This is a genomic window from Halobacillus sp. ABD4_316 (assembly GCF_056161385.1).
Genome location: NZ_JBSWZA010000002.1, coordinates 614,868 through 634,127, shown reverse-complemented (window position 1 = coordinate 634,127; position 19,260 = coordinate 614,868). Strand labels below are relative to the sequence as shown.

The 19,260-nt window shown below is 48.5% G+C and carries 17 protein-coding genes; 4 read left to right on the top strand and 13 right to left on the bottom strand.

The window, feature by feature from the left end:
* Nucleotide 1: 1 nt before the first annotated feature.
* The 4 genes from ACXAJH_RS10185 to ACXAJH_RS10170 all read right to left on the bottom strand — a co-directional run bounded on the left by ACXAJH_RS10185 (nucleotide 2) and on the right by ACXAJH_RS10170 (nucleotide 5,758).
* Nucleotides 2-910 carry a hypothetical protein gene (locus tag ACXAJH_RS10185; RefSeq protein WP_474993787.1) on the bottom strand — a complete coding sequence of 303 codons (909 nt, stop codon included), beginning with the start codon at nucleotides 908-910 and terminating at the stop codon, nucleotides 2-4.
* Between the two features lie 38 nt (nucleotides 911-948).
* Nucleotides 949-3,162 (bottom strand): cell wall-binding repeat-containing protein, encoded by a 2,214-nt coding sequence (locus ACXAJH_RS10180; RefSeq protein ID WP_474993786.1) that lies wholly within the window; start codon nucleotides 3,160-3,162, stop codon nucleotides 949-951.
* Between the two features lie 592 nt (nucleotides 3,163-3,754).
* Nucleotides 3,755-4,465, bottom strand: a complete 711-nt coding sequence (locus ACXAJH_RS10175) for a WecB/TagA/CpsF family glycosyltransferase (RefSeq protein WP_474969657.1) — start codon at nucleotides 4,463-4,465, stop codon at nucleotides 3,755-3,757.
* Between the two features lie 15 nt (nucleotides 4,466-4,480).
* Nucleotides 4,481-5,758 (bottom strand): nucleotide sugar dehydrogenase, encoded by a 1,278-nt coding sequence (locus ACXAJH_RS10170; protein ID WP_474969658.1) that lies wholly within the window; start codon nucleotides 5,756-5,758, stop codon nucleotides 4,481-4,483.
* 411 nt (nucleotides 5,759-6,169) lie between these two features.
* Between ACXAJH_RS10170 and ACXAJH_RS10165 the strand changes: the two genes are divergently transcribed.
* Nucleotides 6,170-7,186 (top strand): GNAT family N-acetyltransferase, encoded by a 1,017-nt coding sequence (locus ACXAJH_RS10165; RefSeq protein WP_474970901.1) that lies wholly within the window; start codon nucleotides 6,170-6,172, stop codon nucleotides 7,184-7,186.
* A gap of 617 nt (nucleotides 7,187-7,803) precedes the next feature.
* Here ACXAJH_RS10165 and ACXAJH_RS10160 read toward each other — a convergent pair.
* The 9 genes from ACXAJH_RS10160 to ACXAJH_RS10120 all read right to left on the bottom strand — a co-directional run bounded on the left by ACXAJH_RS10160 (nucleotide 7,804) and on the right by ACXAJH_RS10120 (nucleotide 15,635).
* Nucleotides 7,804-8,895, bottom strand: a complete 1,092-nt coding sequence (locus ACXAJH_RS10160; protein WP_474969660.1) for an MraY family glycosyltransferase — start codon at nucleotides 8,893-8,895, stop codon at nucleotides 7,804-7,806.
* Between the two features lie 560 nt (nucleotides 8,896-9,455).
* Nucleotides 9,456-10,013 (bottom strand): hypothetical protein, encoded by a 558-nt coding sequence (locus tag ACXAJH_RS10155; protein WP_474993785.1) that lies wholly within the window; start codon nucleotides 10,011-10,013, stop codon nucleotides 9,456-9,458.
* Nucleotides 10,003-10,152, bottom strand: coding sequence for an anti-repressor SinI family protein (locus ACXAJH_RS10150; RefSeq protein WP_474969662.1), 150 nt, complete (start codon nucleotides 10,150-10,152; stop codon nucleotides 10,003-10,005). Before ACXAJH_RS10150 ends, ACXAJH_RS10155 begins: the two co-directional genes overlap by 11 nt.
* Before the next feature lie 21 nt (nucleotides 10,153-10,173).
* Nucleotides 10,174-10,416, bottom strand: coding sequence for a helix-turn-helix domain-containing protein (locus ACXAJH_RS10145; protein ID WP_474969663.1), 243 nt, complete (start codon nucleotides 10,414-10,416; stop codon nucleotides 10,174-10,176).
* Between the two features lie 224 nt (nucleotides 10,417-10,640).
* Nucleotides 10,641-11,834: an AraC family transcriptional regulator gene (locus tag ACXAJH_RS10140; protein WP_474970899.1), complete on the bottom strand. Its 1,194-nt coding sequence runs from the start codon at nucleotides 11,832-11,834 to the stop codon at nucleotides 10,641-10,643.
* An 83-nt stretch (nucleotides 11,835-11,917) separates the two neighbouring features.
* Nucleotides 11,918-12,055, bottom strand: a complete 138-nt coding sequence (locus tag ACXAJH_RS10135) for an anti-repressor SinI family protein (protein ID WP_474969665.1) — start codon at nucleotides 12,053-12,055, stop codon at nucleotides 11,918-11,920.
* A gap of 212 nt (nucleotides 12,056-12,267) precedes the next feature.
* Entirely contained in the window at nucleotides 12,268-12,723 is a 456-nt protein-coding gene (locus tag ACXAJH_RS10130) for an IDEAL domain-containing protein (protein ID WP_474969666.1), read from the bottom strand.
* Nucleotides 12,724-13,287: 564 nt separating this feature from the next.
* Nucleotides 13,288-14,994 carry a phospho-sugar mutase gene (locus ACXAJH_RS10125; protein ID WP_474993784.1) on the bottom strand — a complete coding sequence of 569 codons (1,707 nt, stop codon included), beginning with the start codon at nucleotides 14,992-14,994 and terminating at the stop codon, nucleotides 13,288-13,290.
* 389 nt (nucleotides 14,995-15,383) lie between these two features.
* Complete coding sequence (locus ACXAJH_RS10120) at nucleotides 15,384-15,635, bottom strand: hypothetical protein (RefSeq protein ID WP_027954832.1); 252 nt, start codon at nucleotides 15,633-15,635, stop codon at nucleotides 15,384-15,386.
* 337 nt (nucleotides 15,636-15,972) lie between these two features.
* Here ACXAJH_RS10120 and ACXAJH_RS10115 point away from each other — a divergent pair, with 337 nt between their 5' ends.
* Genes ACXAJH_RS10115 through thrB form a run of 3 tightly spaced genes read left to right on the top strand, consistent with a single transcriptional unit; the run spans nucleotide 15,973 to nucleotide 19,243 of the window.
* Nucleotides 15,973-17,265: a homoserine dehydrogenase gene (locus ACXAJH_RS10115; protein WP_474969668.1), complete on the top strand. Its 1,293-nt coding sequence runs from the start codon at nucleotides 15,973-15,975 to the stop codon at nucleotides 17,263-17,265.
* Nucleotides 17,266-17,267: 2 nt separating this feature from the next.
* Complete coding sequence (thrC, locus tag ACXAJH_RS10110; RefSeq protein ID WP_474993783.1) at nucleotides 17,268-18,323, top strand: threonine synthase; 1,056 nt, start codon at nucleotides 17,268-17,270, stop codon at nucleotides 18,321-18,323.
* Nucleotides 18,320-19,243, top strand: coding sequence for a homoserine kinase (gene thrB / locus ACXAJH_RS10105; protein WP_474993781.1), 924 nt, complete (start codon nucleotides 18,320-18,322; stop codon nucleotides 19,241-19,243). Before thrC ends, thrB begins: the two co-directional genes overlap by 4 nt.
* Nucleotides 19,244-19,260 lie beyond the last annotated feature (17 nt).

The following is a 19,260-nucleotide window of genomic DNA, read 5'->3' as shown; positions in this document are numbered from 1 at the left end:
TTTATTCCTGAATCTCCGTCAGTTCTGATGTCATCGTATAGCCGTTGTCCCCTTTGTCCTCGACCTTTTCACGGATCAGGCCGTACTCAGGGGCATAGTGGTACATCGATGTCACCTTGGAACCGGACGTTCGTTGAACAACGAACACATTTTCAAATTCTCCATAGGGTGTAGCGGTCGTCTGAGCTTCATCAAGAATCTGGAAGTTCTCGGAGCTGCCGGTGGCATCAACAAGAACATCAATCGTTTCATGCGCTTCAAATGAATCAAGCTGACTGGACGTATCTTCCGGGTTGGACTCCTGGTAGACAACAGCAATTCTGCCTTCTGTGAATTCAAGAATCTGCAGGGTCACCATGTCTCCGAACGTCACAATCTGCTGGACGAAGCGGTCGTTCACATCCACCACTTCATGTTTCACTTTGTAATCTTCGTTCTGTGTGAATGTTTTCGTCATCGGCCCTTTCGGCATGTACGCCTTCAGACCGGCGGAGGAGCCTGCTTCCTCAGTTTCTTCCGAGTCATCGGATGCGGAAGAGACAGTATCTTCGTCTTCATCCGTCGTTTCTTCCGGCTGTTCTTCTTCTGTCGGTTCCTCTGCAGCGGTTTCCTCTGATGGATCCTCTTCTTCTACTTCAGGTTCCTCTTCGGTCGGCGCTTCTTCCTTTGCAGGCGCTTCTTCCTCAGGAGCCTCTTCCATCTGTTCCTTTTCAGAAGGTTCTGCTTCTTCCTCCGTATCTTCTGAAGGCGTTTCTTCTGACGAGGTGTCTTCTGATGGTGTCTCTTCTTCCGTTGGTTCCGTTTCACTGTTCTCTGGTTCTTCCAGCTGTTCAGCCTGGTCGACATCGGTGCCGGAACAGGCTGAAAGCAGAAGAACAAAGAACAGGGCGATAAAGCTTAGTTTCTTCATCCAATCCCTCTCCTTTGTTCAAAAAAGTACTGATTGATTTAGTTTAAGTGGTCAGCGATTTGTTTCTGGCTGTCCTCATCCACGACAGCTCCGATGACTTGAAGCTGTTCGACGACGTTTTCCCCGCCGTATAAATCGAGTTGTTTTTCAAGCTCAGGGTTCAGCTTGTCCCCAACGAGTACGAGGGGTGCGGACGTTCTCGCGGACAGCGCCGAAGCTGTTAACGCATCCGGGTAGTTCTTACCTGTCGCCGCAAGGACGGTATCGGAATTCATGTCATCCTGGAAGTACTTGAGTGTAGCCGCAACGGTTTCATAACGGGTCGCTCCGGACAGACGCTCCACACGATCCGCTCCGTTCGCCTCGACAAGCTGTTTTTCAACATCTTCCGAAACTACAGCGGTTCCGCCGAGAATCACGACTTCTTTCCCGGTCAAGTACTTCAAGCTGTCGCTGCTGATTTCATCTTCTCCTGTCAAAACGATGGACCAGCCATTGGCTGCTGCGACAGAAGAGGCTTCCAGGGCATCGGGGAAGCTGGTGCTTGATGCAACAAACACACCTTCTGCGCCTTTCAGATTTTCATTGATTTCAAGATTCGTTTCGATACGCGTGGATCCTGAGATGCGGTCGACGTTATAGCTCTGCTTCAGCTCTTTTTCAATGCCTTCAGAGATGGCGTTCGTCCCGCCCAGAATAACGACGTTTTTCGTATTCAGCCGCTGCAGTTCCTGTTTCACATCGTCACTGAGTTCATCGTCACGGTTCAACAGAATCGGAGCGTTGTCATACTGAGCAGCGAGCGGACCGGCAGACAAGGCATCGGCGAACTCAAACGCTGTCGCAAGGACGACCGTTTTTTCTCCGTCCAGCCCATTCGGATACAGCTGCTTGGACACTTCAATCGCTGTCTTCATCCGGTCTTTACCGGCAAGTACAGTCGTTTCAAACGAATAGTTGTAGCTGTCATCCATATTGGACCAGACCACATCTCCATCGTTCATTACCTTCGTGTTCTTCCACTGCTCGGCATAGGCGACCGCTTCCTGTTCGCGGTAGAAGGATTTCAGATCACCTTTGTCAGAATGGGAAACCGTGTAGTCTTTATCCAGATAGTTGCTCCAGATCACTTCGTCCTGGGCTTGATCCAAAACAGATGTGTTTTTCCACTTCACCGCATAAGTGACAGCATCATCAAGGTTGTAGGATTCGTACAGGGCCCCTTTGTTGGAATGCTCGACGACATAGTTTTTGTCCAAGTAGTTGCTCCAGACGACTTCGCCTTCTTCGTTATCAACGACGCGCATATTCTTCCAGTCATCGGCATAGTCGATGGCGTCTTCTTTTTTCACGAACAGCTTCGTTACAGAAGACTGGTTGGAATGATAAGCGCCATACCGTTTTTTCGTATTATCATAGACTTTTTCCTGCGTGTACTTATCAAGAACATAGACGTTGGCTTCGTCTTTGGCGTAATCGATCGCGTCCTGTTGATCATAAAAGATTTCAAGCCGTTCGCCGTCCATGTCGTACACTTCATACACTTGGAAATAGGCATTGACACCGTCAACGACAGCCTCCGCTGCTTTCTGCTGGAAGGACGATGTTTTAATCAGGGCTTCTTCATCCGGGTTGGACATGTAACCGAACTCTAAAAGAGCTGCCGGCATGTGGGCGTTCCGTGTAACATACAAGTCGGATGGGACAAGGCCGCGCCCTTCTTTCAACGGGGCTCCATCAAGAATGTTTTCATGGACGGTGTAAGCCAGCCGCTTACTTTCCGGTGAATATTCGATCTGCTCCTCGGATGGCGGATAGGTCTTGTTAATCCCTTCATCAATATCAAAGAAATAGGTTTCATACCCTCTCATATACGGGTTGGATGGAAGTGCATTCGAGTGCACAGACAAAAAGATTGAGTTATCATTGTTTCCATTCACCGCGTCGTGGGCGATATCCAGACGCGCCTGCAGATCATCGTGCAGATTCCAGGCAAAATGGCTGTCATCTGTGCGTGTCATATGTACGTCGTAGCCGGCATCCTCGAGCTCTTCCTTAATTTCTTTGGACATTTCCAAATTGAAGTGCTTCTCATAATAACCCGTGGATATACCGGAATATCCGGTCGTTCCGGAGAACCTTCCTCCATGACCCGGATCAAGGATAACTATTTTTTCAGCCTGTGCCTGGGCCGGGTAAATGACAAAAAGTGCGAACAGCAAAAAGAAGCCGCCTATATGTGTTTTTTTCATATGAACCTCCTGCATAATATGAATCATAGATAGCTAGAGTCTAAAGTGGACGGACAGTGATATATGGTTTCATGCAGCGATTTTAGCGGAGCAGTCCCCTCCTTTTGTTTTGGCTCTGATCCCATAAAAAGTGTGATTCAATCGTATATAATGGTAGGTTTGCTGGTTTGTTTAGTCGGGTATATAGTCAATAGGGTAGTAGTGTGTCTAATGATGCAAACTTTCATGGTCATTCGATCCGATGGATGAATACGTGCCGGTAGTTTGTATATCGGCTTATTTGTCGAAAGGGTTAAATATTCGGGAAGAAATTCCGAATAATTTCTACATGATTCTCTATGTATTTCCAAAATAAGCCTCTACGAGAATAATATGTTCATTATATAAGAGGATTCGACGGCAAACAACATACCTCGGCGTATCTTTGCGCAATTTTAACTTTTTAAGTTCAAAAGTAACAGAAATCACGTAGAAGGATCGAACTACTTCCACCTCCCCTTTTTTCTAACGGTGATGAAAGCCCCCAGCTTCCATCATCACGAAATCCGTCCACATAAAAAAGCAGCGGTGCAAGCACCGCTGCTTTTTCTTTTTACTTATCTCTCCATACCTTCAGCAGAAACAATGGAAGGCGGATCTGGCGTTTAATCCGCCACGGCTCAGAAATCAGCCGGTAGAGCCATTCCACACCGAAACGCTGGAAAAGCGCCGGGGCGCGCTTGACGCGGCCGGAAATGACATCGAAGGAGCCGCCGACACCTTGGAAAATGCTGACATTGAGCTCTTTCATATGATCGACGATCCAATACTCCTGACGGGGGCTGCCGAGGGCTACAAATAGAATATCGGCACCAGACTCATTGATCGTCTGGATGACCTTCTGTTCATCTTTTTCATAACCGTCCAGTACACCGGCAACGTGGAGGTTCGGATACTGATCGATGAGCTTTTCCTTCGCTTCCGCTGCAACGCCGGGTTTCGCCCCGTAAAGAAAGACGGACTTTTCGTTGTCTGCAGCCTGCTCGCAAAGGGTAAGCAGCATATCAATCCCGGTTACACGTTCCTTGATGCCGCCTTTGTTCAGCTTGGAAGCCAGAAGAACGCCGACACCGTCGGGAATCTGGTACGTCGCTTTGTTCAAAAGCGCCTTTAAATCCTGATCTTCCTGGGCTTTCAAAATCTTTTCCGGATTGATCGCCACAATGAAAGACTGGCGCTTTTCATTGATATCATCCAATACATTCTGCTTCAGCTGCTCGTACGAGTGGCTGCTGACGTCTACACCTAAGAACTTTTCCTTCATGATTTCACCTGATCTTTATCCGTTTTTGGAGTCACCCAGACGCTTGGCGATAAAACCGGCTTCTGTCCAGTTATCGAGGTTCAGGGCGTTCTTCGTATCATAAACGACGCGGTTGTTCATCTTACTCTTGATGTAGGCTGGGTCGAGCTTCTTGAATTCATCGTGATCCGTCAGAATCACAAGGATGTCCGCTCCTTCAAGCGCTTCATCCATATCCTGTGTCTGGTTGGAGGCGACGTTTTCTTTAATATGCGGATCGAACGTCTTGAAGCTGATTCCTTTTTCAACGAGCTCAAGAATCACTTTCAAGGACGGACTTTCACGCTGGTCATCGATGTTCGCTTTAAAGGACAAGCCGAACAGGGCCACTTTCGGATCCTGAATGAACTGGTCCTTCATCAGCTTCTCGATCTGATTGGCTGTGTACACCGGCATGTTATCGTTCGTATTCCGGGACAGCTGGATCATCTGGGAAAGATCCGGCTGGATTTCAGCAAGGAACCAAGGATCCACAGCTATACAGTGACCGCCGACACCCGGGCCGGGTGTATGGATGTTCACACGCGGGTGATAGTTGGCAAGCTTGATCGCTTCCCATGCGTTGACACCGATCTGGTCGCTGATCAAGGCGAGCTCATTGGCAAATGCAATGTTCACATCGCGGTACGTATTTTCAATGACCTTGGCCATTTCCGCTGTTGTCGCATCCGTCAAGTGGATATTCGCTTTAACGAAAGAACGGTAAAGATCCTTCGTCATTTCGGAGGATTTTTCATTGATTCCGCCGACGATCCGGTCGTTTTCGACCAGCTCCTGGAAGACCTTCCCTGGAATGACGCGCTCCGGGGAATGGGAAACGAACAAATCAGTTCCGATTTCAAGACCGGTGTCCTTAAGGACCGGAAGCATCACGTCTTCGACGGTACGTGGAGGAACGGTGGATTCCAAAATGACAAGGTTGCCTTCGCGTACGTAAGGGACAATCGCCTCTGTCGCTTTACGTACATAATCGAGGTTGGCGGTTTTATCTTCGCGGATCGGGGAAGGGACGGCGATGATGAAAACATCGGCCTCTTCCGGCTCCACCGCCGCTTTGAAGTTACCGGCGTCAACCGCTTCCTCCAGGCGTTCCTGCAGACCGTTCTCTTCTATATGAAGCTGCTTGGCATTAATCATGTCGACAGCTTTCTGATTCACATCAACTCCATGCACTTTGTGCCCGTGAATGGCGAACATGACGGATGTAGGAAGACCAATATATCCTAATCCGACTACACATAGTGACTTCTTCATACAACAATACTCCCTTTCTCTGGCCCATCCATAATCAAGATGCGGTTCCTTAGATCTATTGTTTTATCATGTATTTTTTGAATGATTCCGCAGCCCTTCTCCTTATATCATTCGACAACTTCCTATCTTTATGACGTCTGCCGGTGATGGAGAGGGGTGAGAACCTGTTTATGCAATGCTTTCGACATCATCTAATACCCGTCAGCCGTACACGGTCAAACGTTCCATGACATTACCTTCCATTATAGCTGATTTTATGACAGAGTTCTATCTTGAGATAAAAATGTCGCTTGAATGCCATCGGGATTTAATGAAACGTCACGAACTTGTAACAGAGACCTTCTGCCAACCATGGGCGTTCTTTGTTATACTTTGGGAAGTATTTTTTTATACGGAAAGGAAAGAAGCATTATGGCAGTCCGCCGTTATCAACCAGGCGATGAATCCCAGATTCAGACCCTTTTCCAAAAAACCTTCCACCAGGAGCGTCCTCTTGACGCCTGGGAATGGAAATTCAAACAAAACCCTAAACATAAAGAACCCTTCATCCTCGTCTTCGAGGAAAACGGAAAGATTCTCGGCCACATCAGCTTATGGCTGATGAGTGCCTACATCAAAGGATGCGTCGAAACGGTCGGTGTCCGTGTCGACACGATGGTGGATCCCGATGCCCGCGGCAAGGGGATCTACAAGCACTTGAATGACGCCTTGATCGAAGAAGGGCGCAAAGCCGGCATCACATACCTGTATGGTTTTCCTGCCCCGAAAGCGAAGGAATTATTCCTGCGCTACACCGGCGCGAGCCATCTGACGGATATGCCACGCTGGATGTATGTGCAGAAGCCTGTCAGCCTGCTCGCTTCCAAGCTGTCCCCACTGAAAGTCCTCAAGCCGCTGGATCGTGTGTACGGAAAGATCCGGCAGTCGAAAAAAGCACCGCACGGCTATGAAGTGAAACGGATAACCCGGTGCGACGAAGCGTTCGATAACCTGGCTGAAGAGACGAAACATACGGCGGACGGACTCGTCGTCCGTGATGCCGCGTACTTGAACTGGCGCTACTTCGACCATCCTGTCCATCCCTATAAGATGACCGCCCTCTATAAGCATGGACAGCTGCAAGGGTTCGTCATTACGCATGAAAAAGAAGGACGCTTCCGTAACGGGATGATCGTCGACTGGCTGGCGGTCGATGACGACGCCTGGCGGGCTCTCCTTGAAGAAGCGCTCAACGTCCTGAGGGAAGCGGATGTCGTCCAGTCATGGGCTCTGCCGTCGATGATGCCGGCGCACCTGATGAAAAAGAATGGATTCGTCCATAAAGACAGTCCGATGCCGCTCGTCGGAAAAGAAATCGAATCGGACAATACCGACATGAATGACCCGGATAAATGGTTCATCACACCCGGAGATGTCGATTCCTATTAAAGAAAGCAAGGGAAGCCGCTGCTCCTCAGCTTGTAGAGAAACCTCTGTTTCTTTACAAGCTTTTTTTCTTACCGCCAGGAGCGAAAGCCCCTTCCCTTTCCGCGGACGAGCGACCGAGCTTCCTCGCAAAACCCACGCTCGGCGATCTCGGCCCACTCGTTCTTCCGCAGGAGTGAAAGGGGCACCGCTCCTTAGGAATTCTTTATCATCGAAAAAGACTCTCCTTCACCCCGCTCACCTCTGCTGGATGGAGGAAAAATTCTTTCATATTGTGGAAGGAGTCCGTGAAGTTCAACCTTAAGAATCATCCATAAGCAGCCGTTTTTTTGAATCTGCCGTTGAAACTCACGTTCGGAACGGATGCCATAAAATAACCCGATGCACATCATTTTGAATCATACAAGAGGATCCAGGGAAGGACGTCCATTGTCTTCAGAATAGCAGGGCCGTACTTTTTCGGGAGGTAAAAGAGAAACCTATGACGGAGTAAGTGATTTTCCGGGACAAGCTCTTCTATAATTACAATTTTTATAGGATAACAAATGAACAAGGTGAAAAAAAAAAGAAATCAGAAAAAAACAAGGCTGTCGATAAAGTCTCGACAGCCTTGTTTTTTATTATGCTTTTTCTTTTTCTTTGTTTTTTTCGCGTTCCTTTTTCGAAAACAAACCGATGATCGGCCGCTTGCCGCGGTAGACGACGCCTGTCATTTCTGCAAAAAGATGAAGCAGAAACAAAAGGACGAACGTGATGATCAGCGATATCCCGAAGGATGTCAGCGAAAATAAGAGCGCCAGCAGGCCGAATAAGGCACTGAAGGCATAAATGATCAGAACCGTTGCTCTGTGGCTGAAGCCGGCGGCAAGAATTTGATAATGGATGTGTTTGTTATCCGGCATCATAATCTTCTGCTTGTTGATCATTCTCCGCAAAATCGAGAACAACGTATCAAACACCGGCACAGCAAGGACGATGATCGGAATGACAAAGCTGAACAATGTCACGTTCTTGAACAGACCGACCATGGAAATGACGGCCATGGAATAACCTAAAAACAGGGATCCTGTGTCCCCCATGTAAATCGAGGCAGGGTTGAAGTTGTGGAACAAGAACCCGATGTTGCTTCCGATCAGAACTATACATAAATAGACAATGGAAATCTGCGGTTCAATGGCAAGCGCCATCACCGCGATGCTGATCAGGGATATAGTCGATACACCGGCCGCCAGTCCATCCAGGCCGTCAATCAGGTTGATGGCATTGGTAATACCGATGATCCATAGAAACGTAAAGATGATGCTGATCGGATCACTCAGGGAGACCATTCCGATGAACGGAATACTAAGCACGTCCACTTTCAAACCGGAAAAGATCAAAACAGCCGCAGCAGCCACCTGGCCGCCAAGCTTGAAGATCGGCCGGATCTGATAGCGGTCGTCCAATAATCCGGTCAAGACGATGATGAACGCTCCGATGATGATCGGTCCTATATACGGCATATCCGGGCGGATAAACAGCATGCCGGCGGCTGCTCCTCCAAAGATTGCCAGCCCGCCCATACGCGGAGTGATTTCTTTATGGATCTTCCGCAATTCCGGATAATCCATCATTTTCCATTTAACAGCTAGCTTCATAACAGGGAATACAAGCGCATAGCTGACCGCCATCGACAGCAGCAGCGCTACGATAATTTCAACAGTAATGTTCATAGAAATCCTCGCTTACTTGGTAAGTTTACTCTTGTCGGTATTAGTATATCACAGGCACGCGAAGATTCCGTTATCTTTCCCGTGAGCCTTTTTTCTCAGCTTATGTAAAACCCGGAACATGGAAAAACACCGCCATAGTCCTCAGCGATGCTCCACACGATCTATTCCTGCAGCTGCTGAATCAGCTGGTTGATGACTTCCTGAGATGATAACAGTTCGGAATTCTCCGTCCGCTGGATGATGTTCTCCAGCACTTCTTTAAGATTCTCCATACGACCCACCTTTTCATTCATGATGTTCCTATATATTCCTATTTACTTAACGGTTCGGTATCAAACGCCTTTTTCCGACGGTCATTATGTAAGGACCCTTCCTGCTGTATGCCGTCTTGGAATAAGCGTCCCCGTATTTTCTACGTTTCTCGTAATGATCTGTCAATAAAATTCAAAATACTTTGTTACATCATAATCTATTTTTGTCAGAATGAAAAGAAGAAAATGGTAGAAAAGGCCGTTGATCTTTCGACATCGCAAAAAAACCGGCCCTTTTATAAAGGCCGGTTAAGAAATGGCTGCCCACCTGCGCGTCAATGTCTTCAGCTCATAGCTTACATGAGCGAAACGATGGACATGTTTCTGTATGACCGCACCACCTTCACGATGGTACGTAAAAAAGACGACAGCCGGATGATAAAGAGAATCATAGAAGAACAGTGGATTGAAGCTGCGGAGCTGCTTTCCAAACGGCCAAGCACCGAACAGATCAAGTGTACGGGCATACCTATCGTCGAGGACGGCCTGGGGGATGACTCCGGACGTCTCGTTCGTATATTCCAGCAGATGGTGATAACAGAGGGACGCCTGCAGGTAGGAAAGCGGGGACTCATCCCCCGTCACAGCCTTCATGAACGATTCTTCCCATAGAACCGTTTCTTTCTTTCTCCCTCCTATCCTGCCGTTGATCACAAAGATATCCCATCCAGGCTTGATGAGCAGCTGGGAATACTGATCCACTATGGAAGAGAGTGTGCAGGCTCTGCGTTTGTCCGTGACACGCGGGGAAACCGCTGTGACATTGCGCCAGCCTGCTTCTCTCGTGAAGACGGTTTTACCCTTCACAGTCCCCCGTCCCTTCGGTGAGAAGTTCCGGCACCCGGGGATTCTCCAGGAAATCCTTGACCTCCTCCAGACTCAGACCGAGCTGTCTGGCTTCTTTGATCAGAGTCACCCATTCTCTGTATTCCTCCTGTTTCACCATATGATCGTCTCCTTTCGTCCGCTATCGGCTCTGTCCATTCCCCGTTTCTTCGGCATACTTATGCGTTAATAACTCTTCCAGCGGTACCTCCAGCGTCCGGGCAAGTTTTCCCATCACGATTAAGGAAGGGTTCTTCTGCACCCCTCTTTCAATGTTGCTGATATACGATTTGGATACACCAGAACGTTTGGCAAACTCGTTGACAGATAAACCTCTGCCGGTGCGCAGGATACGGATTTTTTCACCAATCGGCGTCACTTCCACCTACCTCACCTTCCATCGTCAGATGACTCCTGACATAATTAACCTATCTTTTTGTTCGTTATTAAGAATATTATAAACGCTGTTCCATTGGAAATAAACAACCATTTTTCATTATAAAGAACATATATCCCGCATATTCCTGCCTGTATCTTCTGTATACTCACAAATAGTCCGTTTTTAAGAACAATTCCTCACAAAAAATCAGCTGAACCTGGATCAGCTGATTACTTTTCCTTTATTCGATATTTCTGCCGGAATTCTTTCGGACCGATCCCTTCCACACTTTTGAAAACCCTTGTGAAATAACTCTGGCTGTTGTAGCCGAGCAGCATACTGATATCCATAAGCGAATGCTCTGTGATGCATAAGAGCTCTTTCGCTTCGGTAATCCGCTGCTGATTGATGAACTGGGTGATCGATACGCCGGTTTCTTTTGTGAAGACGCCGGATAAATAATTCGGATTGACGTTCAATGTTTCCGCAATTTCCTTTAACGTCAAATCTTTCGTCAGGTTTTGGAAAATATATTTCTGTGCGCGCTCCACCAACGGAGAAAAGGACTGCCTCCCCACCCCCTGGATTCTTTCCAGGAACGAACGAAGAATGATAGATTCCAATCCTTCCAGTTCCTCGACGGTCTCTTTCGTCTCCAGAAAACTGATATGGAAATCACTTAATGACCCTGTTTCATCCGGCTGCGCTCCTTTTTCTACACAAAGAAGGCTCAATTCCGTAACCAGACGGATCAGATGGTTTTTAAAGGAACGCACATGATTTTTTATATGAGAGAGGTTATTGTCCATCAATGCATAATACGCTTCCACTGCCTGTTTTTCCCCACGTTTGAAACGTTCCATGAATTCCTGCTTCGACGCCACCGTATCCGGGTAGGATTCAAGCGATGCCGCATATTCTTCATAATGGTGCAGAAGATCAGGCTCTGTTGGATCTTTCTTCGCTTTTTCCTTTTTCCCTGGCAGCACATGCTGTAAGACGCGCTGGATGGATGCCAGTTCCTTCGGCGTCCTTACCGGCAGATGATCCAGGTATCCGGCAAATTCCTCTGCAAGAGAGGAGGAAAGATCATTCATAATCAAACTCAGCTGGACCTCTTTATAGTCCGATATTTCATGGAGGAATGGACCGAGCAGGGCGACCACGGTTTCCTTCTGTGGATTTTCATACGCATAAAAAAAAGCATACTGGTTAAAAGGATCCTTTAACAGGTGCAGGGTGCCGGGCATCTTCCTTGCTTCCTGAAGATAAGGATGGCGGGTTTCCAGAATTTCTTCCGGTGGTTTAAGAAAAGTGTCAGGATATTGAAAGATGGCTGTGTTCTTTCGATCGATTAAATGGACTGGTATATTGAATGCAATGGCACAATCTTTGAGCAGATTGATCATTTCAAAGTTTTTCATGCCGACCCTCCTTCCAACTACTACTATATACTCATTATAATGGGAGGCATAAAAAAAGACACCCTTGAAAAAAATAAAGGGTGTTATACTAGTTTATACAGTTCCGTTCCGCCGCGCAGGAAATTTTCTACTTCTTCCTTACTCAGGCCTAAAGCTTTCGCTTCCTGTATCAAGTCGATCCACTCATCATCCAGCAGACGATCTTTAGGCATCGCTTTCATCTTGTTAACCTCCCCGTTTCCCGGTTCTTCTTTTCCTAATCCTGTAAGTATAAACCTATTATAATGGATTATACGCCACCACATTTGAAAAAAATTCATATGTTTTTAACATTTATCACTTATATTTCAGTATTTTTAGGAAAATCGTTGTGGTTTTATGTAGAATAGTATATCAGACAAAAAGAACCGGGCCAAAATAATCAGCCCGGCACCTATGAATGCATCGCTTTCCATTTCTCGGTCAGCACTTGGAAAGCTTCCTGATCGTCCTCATCAATGGCCTGATCGATCAGGCGCCGGAGGTTTTCTTTTTCCAATTCACGGATAATGGCTCTCACTTCTTTAGATGATTGCTGGCTGATGTCAATCCCCTCTTCATAATACGGCGACACAATCGAATGAAGGTGTGTCAGAAATTCCGGCAGCTGCAGCAAATCCGCTACGGATACATACACCATATTTTTACCGCGCTGAAACACGAAAATATCGAAGACATTGTGCACCTTCTGACGATTGCGGTCGATGATTATTTCTCTTGCTTCCATTGGAATAAACTGATAAAGTTCGTCATCAATAAACAATGAAAAGTACTGGTAGGCTAAGACGATGCGAATAAAACGTTTATCTTCTTTAACATAATATGGCTTCAACATCTTTATGTTCAACATGGGCCCACCCCTTTTTATGTTATATCTGAATTTTCAGTATTTTATTCTATTATCGCTCATTTGTCAATCAATTGAAAGCCCTTTCTAGATGGATCCGCAAAGTTAGGCGGAACAAATCCGGACCCTTGAATAAGGAGACCGGATTTTCAGAATGCAGGCATAACCGATATCCTCCAGGCCCTCCAGGAGCGCAAACCATTCTCTTTCCGCGGACGAACGGCCAAGTCTCCTCGGGGAGACCGCCCTGCGGGGCCTCGGCCGTCCGTTTTTCCGCAGGAGTTGAATGGTCTGCGCTCCTTTCGGAATTGAAAAGGATTTTCCGATCCTTACTGGGTAAGGTCTCGTGGAGCGTTCGGTGGTGACGCCTGCGGGAACAGCGCGAGCCGAAGATCCACTTGGACAGGTGGTCTTCCTGTCCAAGTTAGCTGAGGCCGTGCCCGCGGCAAGCATCCACCGATAAGCGGAACGTGACCACCCACCTACAAAAAGGGGGGGGCGCCTCTATGAGAGGAAGAAGGAAATTAAAAATCCGGTCCCCTGAGAAGGAGACCGGATTTCATTTGATTAGATGATGGCGTGGAGACGCTCGTCGACCGCAGCTTTGACGGACGCAAGCAGTTCTTCACTTTCACGGCGTGTAGTGGACTTCACTCCGTAATAGAATTTGATTTTAGGCTCTGTTCCGGATGGACGCAGGCAGAACCAGCAGTCATCCTCAAGAATGAACTTCACGACATTGGAGGTCGGAAGATCGATTTCCTCTGTGGTTCCTTCCTGTACCAGCTGGCGGACCGTTGTGGAGTAATCCTCCACCGCCATGACTTTCTTTCCACCGGCTTCCTGAATGTCCGCCTCACGGAAATCGTTCATGATTTTCTCGATCGTATCCGCTCCTGATTTTCCTTCCAATGTGACCGACTTCAAGTCTTCAAGGAAATAGCCGTGCTTCTGATACAGCGTATCCAGGGCTTCCACCAGTGTTTTCCCCTGGCTCTTCCAGTAAGCCGCCGCCTCTGCGGCAAGTACAGCAGCCTGGACGGCATCTTTATCACGGGCGAAATCCTTCACTAAATAGCCGTAGCTTTCCTCGTAGCCGAAGAGGAACTTGTACTCGCCGGACTGTTCGTACTCGCGGATTTTCTCTCCGATAAATTTGAAGCCTGTCAATGTATCCAGAGAGGAAATCCCGTAGGAATCAGCGATCACACGGCCGAATTCAGACGTTACGATCGTTTTCACAAGCAGGCCGTTTTCCGGAATGGAAGCGCTCTGGCCGAGAATATAATCAAGAAGCAGGGCCCCTGTCTGGTTACCAGTCAGCACTTTGTACTCCCCGTTCTCATCCGGCACGGCAACGCCGAGACGGTCTGCGTCCGGATCTGTAGCCATCAGGATGTCCGCGCCCACTGCTTTCCCTTGATCGATCGCCATTTCAAAGGCCTGGTGTTCTTCCGGGTTCGGTGAAGCCACCGTTGAAAATTCCGGATCCGGCGTGGCCTGCTCTTCGACGATGTGCACAGAGTTGAAGCCGTTCTGCTTCAAGCCCTGCTCCACGAGGTGGCGGGCAGTTCCGTGCAGCGGTGTGAACACGACCGAAAGATCTTTCGGCAGGTCGCCGCGAACACTTACGGTTTTCAAAGCTTCCATATAAGCGGTATCGACGTCCTCGTCCACCCAGCGGAGCAGACCGTCCTGTTCCAGCTGCTTTTGGTCCGCTGCTTCTACGTTCAGCTCATTTTCGACCTTGTTGACGAAGTCGATCATCACTTCCGCCTGGGCTGGAGGCAGCTGTCCGCCGTCTTCATTGTAAGCTTTGAAGCCATTGTATTCCGGAGGGTTGTGGCTGGCGGTGACGACAACACCTGCCGCCGCCTTCAAGTGACGGACCGCAAAAGACAGCTCCGGTGTCGGCCGCAAGGATGTAAATACATAGGAAGGAATGCCGTGGCGTCCAAGAACCTTCGCTGTTTCAACTGCGAATTCCTTCGACATATACCGGGAATCGTACGCAATGGCAACGCCGCGCTTGGACATCCCCTGGTCATTGACATAGGAAGCCAGACCTTCAGCGGCTTTCCGAACGGTGTAAATATTCATCCGGTTTGTACCGGGACCGATTTTCCCGCGCATACCGCCAGTACCGAACTCAAGGTTCTTGTAGAAAGCATCCTCTAAAGATGCCTCGTCTTCTACGATCTTTTCTAATTCGACGGACAGATTCTCATCAAGATCAGAAAAGTCTTTCCAGCGTTTGTATTCGTCTTTCCACATGTCCAACACTCCTTTGTCTTTTGGCGGATCGGCCGGGCCGCTCCGCGCTGTTATGTAGAGTTCCGGCTCACTGGTCAAGCCTTAAACGTTTCATTCGTCATGAACGGGGAAAGTTCCTGTCAAGACGACAAAAATTTGTGTATGTATCCGGATAAAGAAATTGAATCAGTTCCTTGATTTCCCAGTGATTCTATCTGTATTGTATCATAAGTCCTGCAGACAGAACGGGAAGCGGGCAAGGTTTTTTATGGAATTTCTCCGCTTCCGAATCCCTGTCTTTTTTTCTATGTGACTTTCCCATTTTCCCTGCCTGATTCTTCTATTGATGAGGTGATTGTATGCGTGAGGCCTTTCAAATGAGGGGGGAATTCCTTTCAATGGATGCAGTGTTAAACGGGGGTGCTTCCATTTCCGCCATAGATGTCGACCAGCCGTTTCCTCAGCGCCGAGTAAAACAGGGCGCACTTCTCCTGATCGCTTGCTGCCGTCTCAAGTTTCCTCTGAATATCCTGAACCACTTCCTGCGCATCTTGAACGAATTCATGTTCTTTGCCGCTTAATCCAAGATCGAGCAGCAGAATCTTGTAGTACTTTTCATACTTAATCATAAGTCCAGAGAAAAACAGACCTCCACGATACATAGTTCTCACCTCCTAGTTCTTTTTTCACACTTAGTTATAATCCACCTTCTGGAAAACGTCAACTGCCCCATTATGCATTCCAGGTTTGTGTTTTTTCTCTTTTCTTTCTGAAAAACCTGTTTTTCTACTATATTAATAAGCCTTTTGGAAAAAGCGGGTTTCCAAGACAATTAAAAGGGCTTTTTCACACGATTGTTAATTTCCTGTAAACCTTGGAGTCCGCCCTTTGTAATCGTCGGATAATTCACTCTTGTACTTCAATTTCCTTTCCGTTACAATGTCCTTTATACAAAGAATTCTGTGTATATATAGGAGACAGAGAGAAGGAGTGTGAAGAATGAACAAATCCATTACGGTAGGACTGCTCGGTCTGGGAACAGTCGGATCAGGTGTCATTGAAATTCTGCGCGATCATAAAGAACGCATTGAACATAAAACGGGGTGCGATGTCACGATTAAATCGGTGCTTGTCAGTGACATGGCGAAAGAACGTGAGGTTCCGGCTGAAACGGAACTGACGGACCGCTACGAGGACATTACGAGAGATCCGGACATTGATGTCATCGTGGAAGTGATGGGTGGGATCGATCACACCTTGACGATCATGCTGGAAGCCATTGAGCACGGCAAACATATCGTAACGGCGAACAAGGACCTTGTCGCCCAGCACGGGGAGCAGCTTTTCGAAGCCTGCCAGAAGCACAACTGCGACCTTTATTATGAAGCCAGTGTAGCTGGTGGTATCCCGATCATCCGCTCGATCATGGACGGCCTTTCTTCCGACCGCATTACGAAAATGATGGGAATCGTGAACGGAACGACCAACTACATCATGACGAAGATGGCCCAGGACGGCGTCGATTTCGACAGCGTGCTGAAAGAAGCGCAGGACCTCGGTTTTGCCGAAGCCGATCCGACCGCTGATGTGGATGGCCTTGATGCGGCTCGTAAAATGACGATTTTGTCCATTCTCGGCTTCTCCATGCCGTACAGTCTGGAGGATGTTGATGTGAAAGGCATCCGCGGCATTTCCTCTGACGACATTACGTATGCCGAAGAACTCGGGTACCGCATCAAACTGATCGGGATTGCAGAGAACGATGCCAACGGTGTATCCGTCAGTGTCGAACCGACGCTGCTGCCGGTTGAACATCCATTATCTTCTGTCAACGATGAATTCAATGCGGTGTATGTGTACGGTGATGCAGTCGGCGAAACGATGTTCTACGGACCTGGAGCCGGAAAACTTCCGACAGCCACAGCCGTTGTTTCTGATTTGATTGCCGTCTTGAAGAATATACGACTCGGCACGACGGGAACCGCTTACGTCCAGCCACAGTTCCCGAAACAGGTGCGCGCCCAGAGCGAGAAACTGACGAAAAAGTACATCCGTCTTCATGTGGATGATCAATCCGGCATGCTGAAGGAATTGACGAATATTTTTGCCGAGTATTCGATTTCCTTCGATCAATTCACCCAGAAAGCCACCGATCAGGAAGGCGAGCGTGAATTGATGATGGTGACACATAAAGTCAGTGAAGAAGACTTCGAAAAAGCACTTCAAGAGCTGAAAACCTTGGATTCCGTCAGAAAAATCGACAGCGTTTTCCGTGTCGAAGGAGGAGAATGACCATGTGGCAAGGATTAATCCATGAATATGCGGAATTTCTTCCCATCAATGAACGTACACCAAAACTGACGCTACACGAAGGAAACACCCCGCTGCTTCCGATTCCGGCGATTTCCCAGGACCTCGGAATCGAAGGCTATGTGAAATTCGAAGGAGCCAATCCGACCGGTTCCTTTAAGGACCGCGGCATGGTGATGGCCATGGCCAAAGCGATTGAAGAAGGGTCCGAAGCGGTCATCTGTGCTTCCACAGGGAATACGTCCGCCGCCGCAGCCGCCTTTGCCGCACGTGCAGGCATCCGCTGTATCGTCGTCATTCCGGACGGTAAAATCGCAGAAGGCAAGCTTGCCCAGGCCGTCATGTACGGCGCTGAAATTTTTGCGATCAAAGGGAACTTCGATGATGCGTTGAAGATGGTCCGTAAAATTTCAAAAACAGAACCGGTGACATTGGTGAACTCTGTGAACCCTTACCGGATTGAAGGCCAGAAAACGGCCGCTTTTGAAGTAGTGGACGCGCTCGGTTCCGCACCAGACATCCTCAGCATCCCTGTCGGAAATGCCGGGAACATCACAGCCTACTGGAAAGGGTTCAAGGAATACCATGACCGCTTCCAGTCCGGCCTGCCGAAAATGATGGGCTTTGAAGCCAGCGGTTCTGCGGCGATTGTCCGTAATCAAGTCATTGAAGATCCGGAAACACTGGCGACAGCCATCCGTATTGGAAACCCCGCGAGCTGGGATAAAGCCATCCAGGCCCGCGACGAGTCGGAAGGGTTGATTGATGAAGTGACCGATGAAGAAATCGTCGAAGCTTATCAACTGCTGGCCCAGAAGGAGGGCATCTTTGCCGAGCCTGCTTCCTGCGCCTCGCTTGCCGGCATGATTAAAAAAGTGAAGGAAGGTACGATTCCTCAAGGCTCCAAAGTCGTCCACGTCCTGACTGGTAACGGGTTGAAAGATCCAACGACAGCGATTGAAACGAGCCCTGTCAAACCGGCACGGATTGAAAACAACTATGAAGTGTTCGCTTCCGCCGTCACAGGAGTACAGTCATGAGCCGGTTCCAGATCCGGGTGCCTGCAACATCCGCCAATTTAGGACCAGGATTTGATTCGGTCGGCATTGCGCTTTCCAAATATGTGACCTTGGATTGTGAGCCGGCGGACGAGTGGCATTTTTCTGTTCCGGCAGAAGATCAGGCGCATATCCCTTCGGATAAGCGCAACTTGATTTATCAAACAGCACTGGCCGCCGCTCAGACGCGCGGCTTTGATTCTCTGCCTCCCACCCATGTGACGTTGACGAACGATGTTCCGGTCGCCCGCGGGCTGGGGAGCTCCTCGACGGCGGTTGTCGGTGGCATTGAACTCGCCGATCAGCTGCTGGATCTAGAGCTGACACGGTACGAGAAGTTCAAGATCGCCTGTGATATCGAAGGACACCCCGACAACGTCGGACCTGCCGTCTATGGAGGAATCATGGTCTCGAACTATGACGGCGAGCACCTTGACTATGTCCATTTTACAGAGGACCTGGATTCCTTGACGTGGCTTTCGGTCGTTCCTGATTATCATTTGGAAACCGAAAAGGCGCGGAGCATTCTTCCATTGGAGATCGATTATAAGGAGGGCGTCCGAAGCAGTTCGAGAGCCAATGTCCTTGTGGCTGCTCTTGCCTCTAAAGACTGGGCGCTCGCTGGAAAAATGATGAAGAACGACCAGTGGCATCAGCCGTACCGGAAAATGCTGATTCCTGGTTTCGATGCTGTTACGGAGGTCCTTGAAGGGGAGCAGTCGCTCGGGTATTACATCAGCGGTGCCGGACCGACGATGGTGGCTGTTTTTGATGAATGGACGAAGGAGAAGGAACGACGGCTTCAAAATAAGCTTTCCTCCTACACGGTCGAAGCGCTTGCTGTTGAACTGGATGGAGTCACAACCATCCAGAAAAACGAAGTTCCAGCTGCCGAATCCTGAATAACGAAGAACCAGCG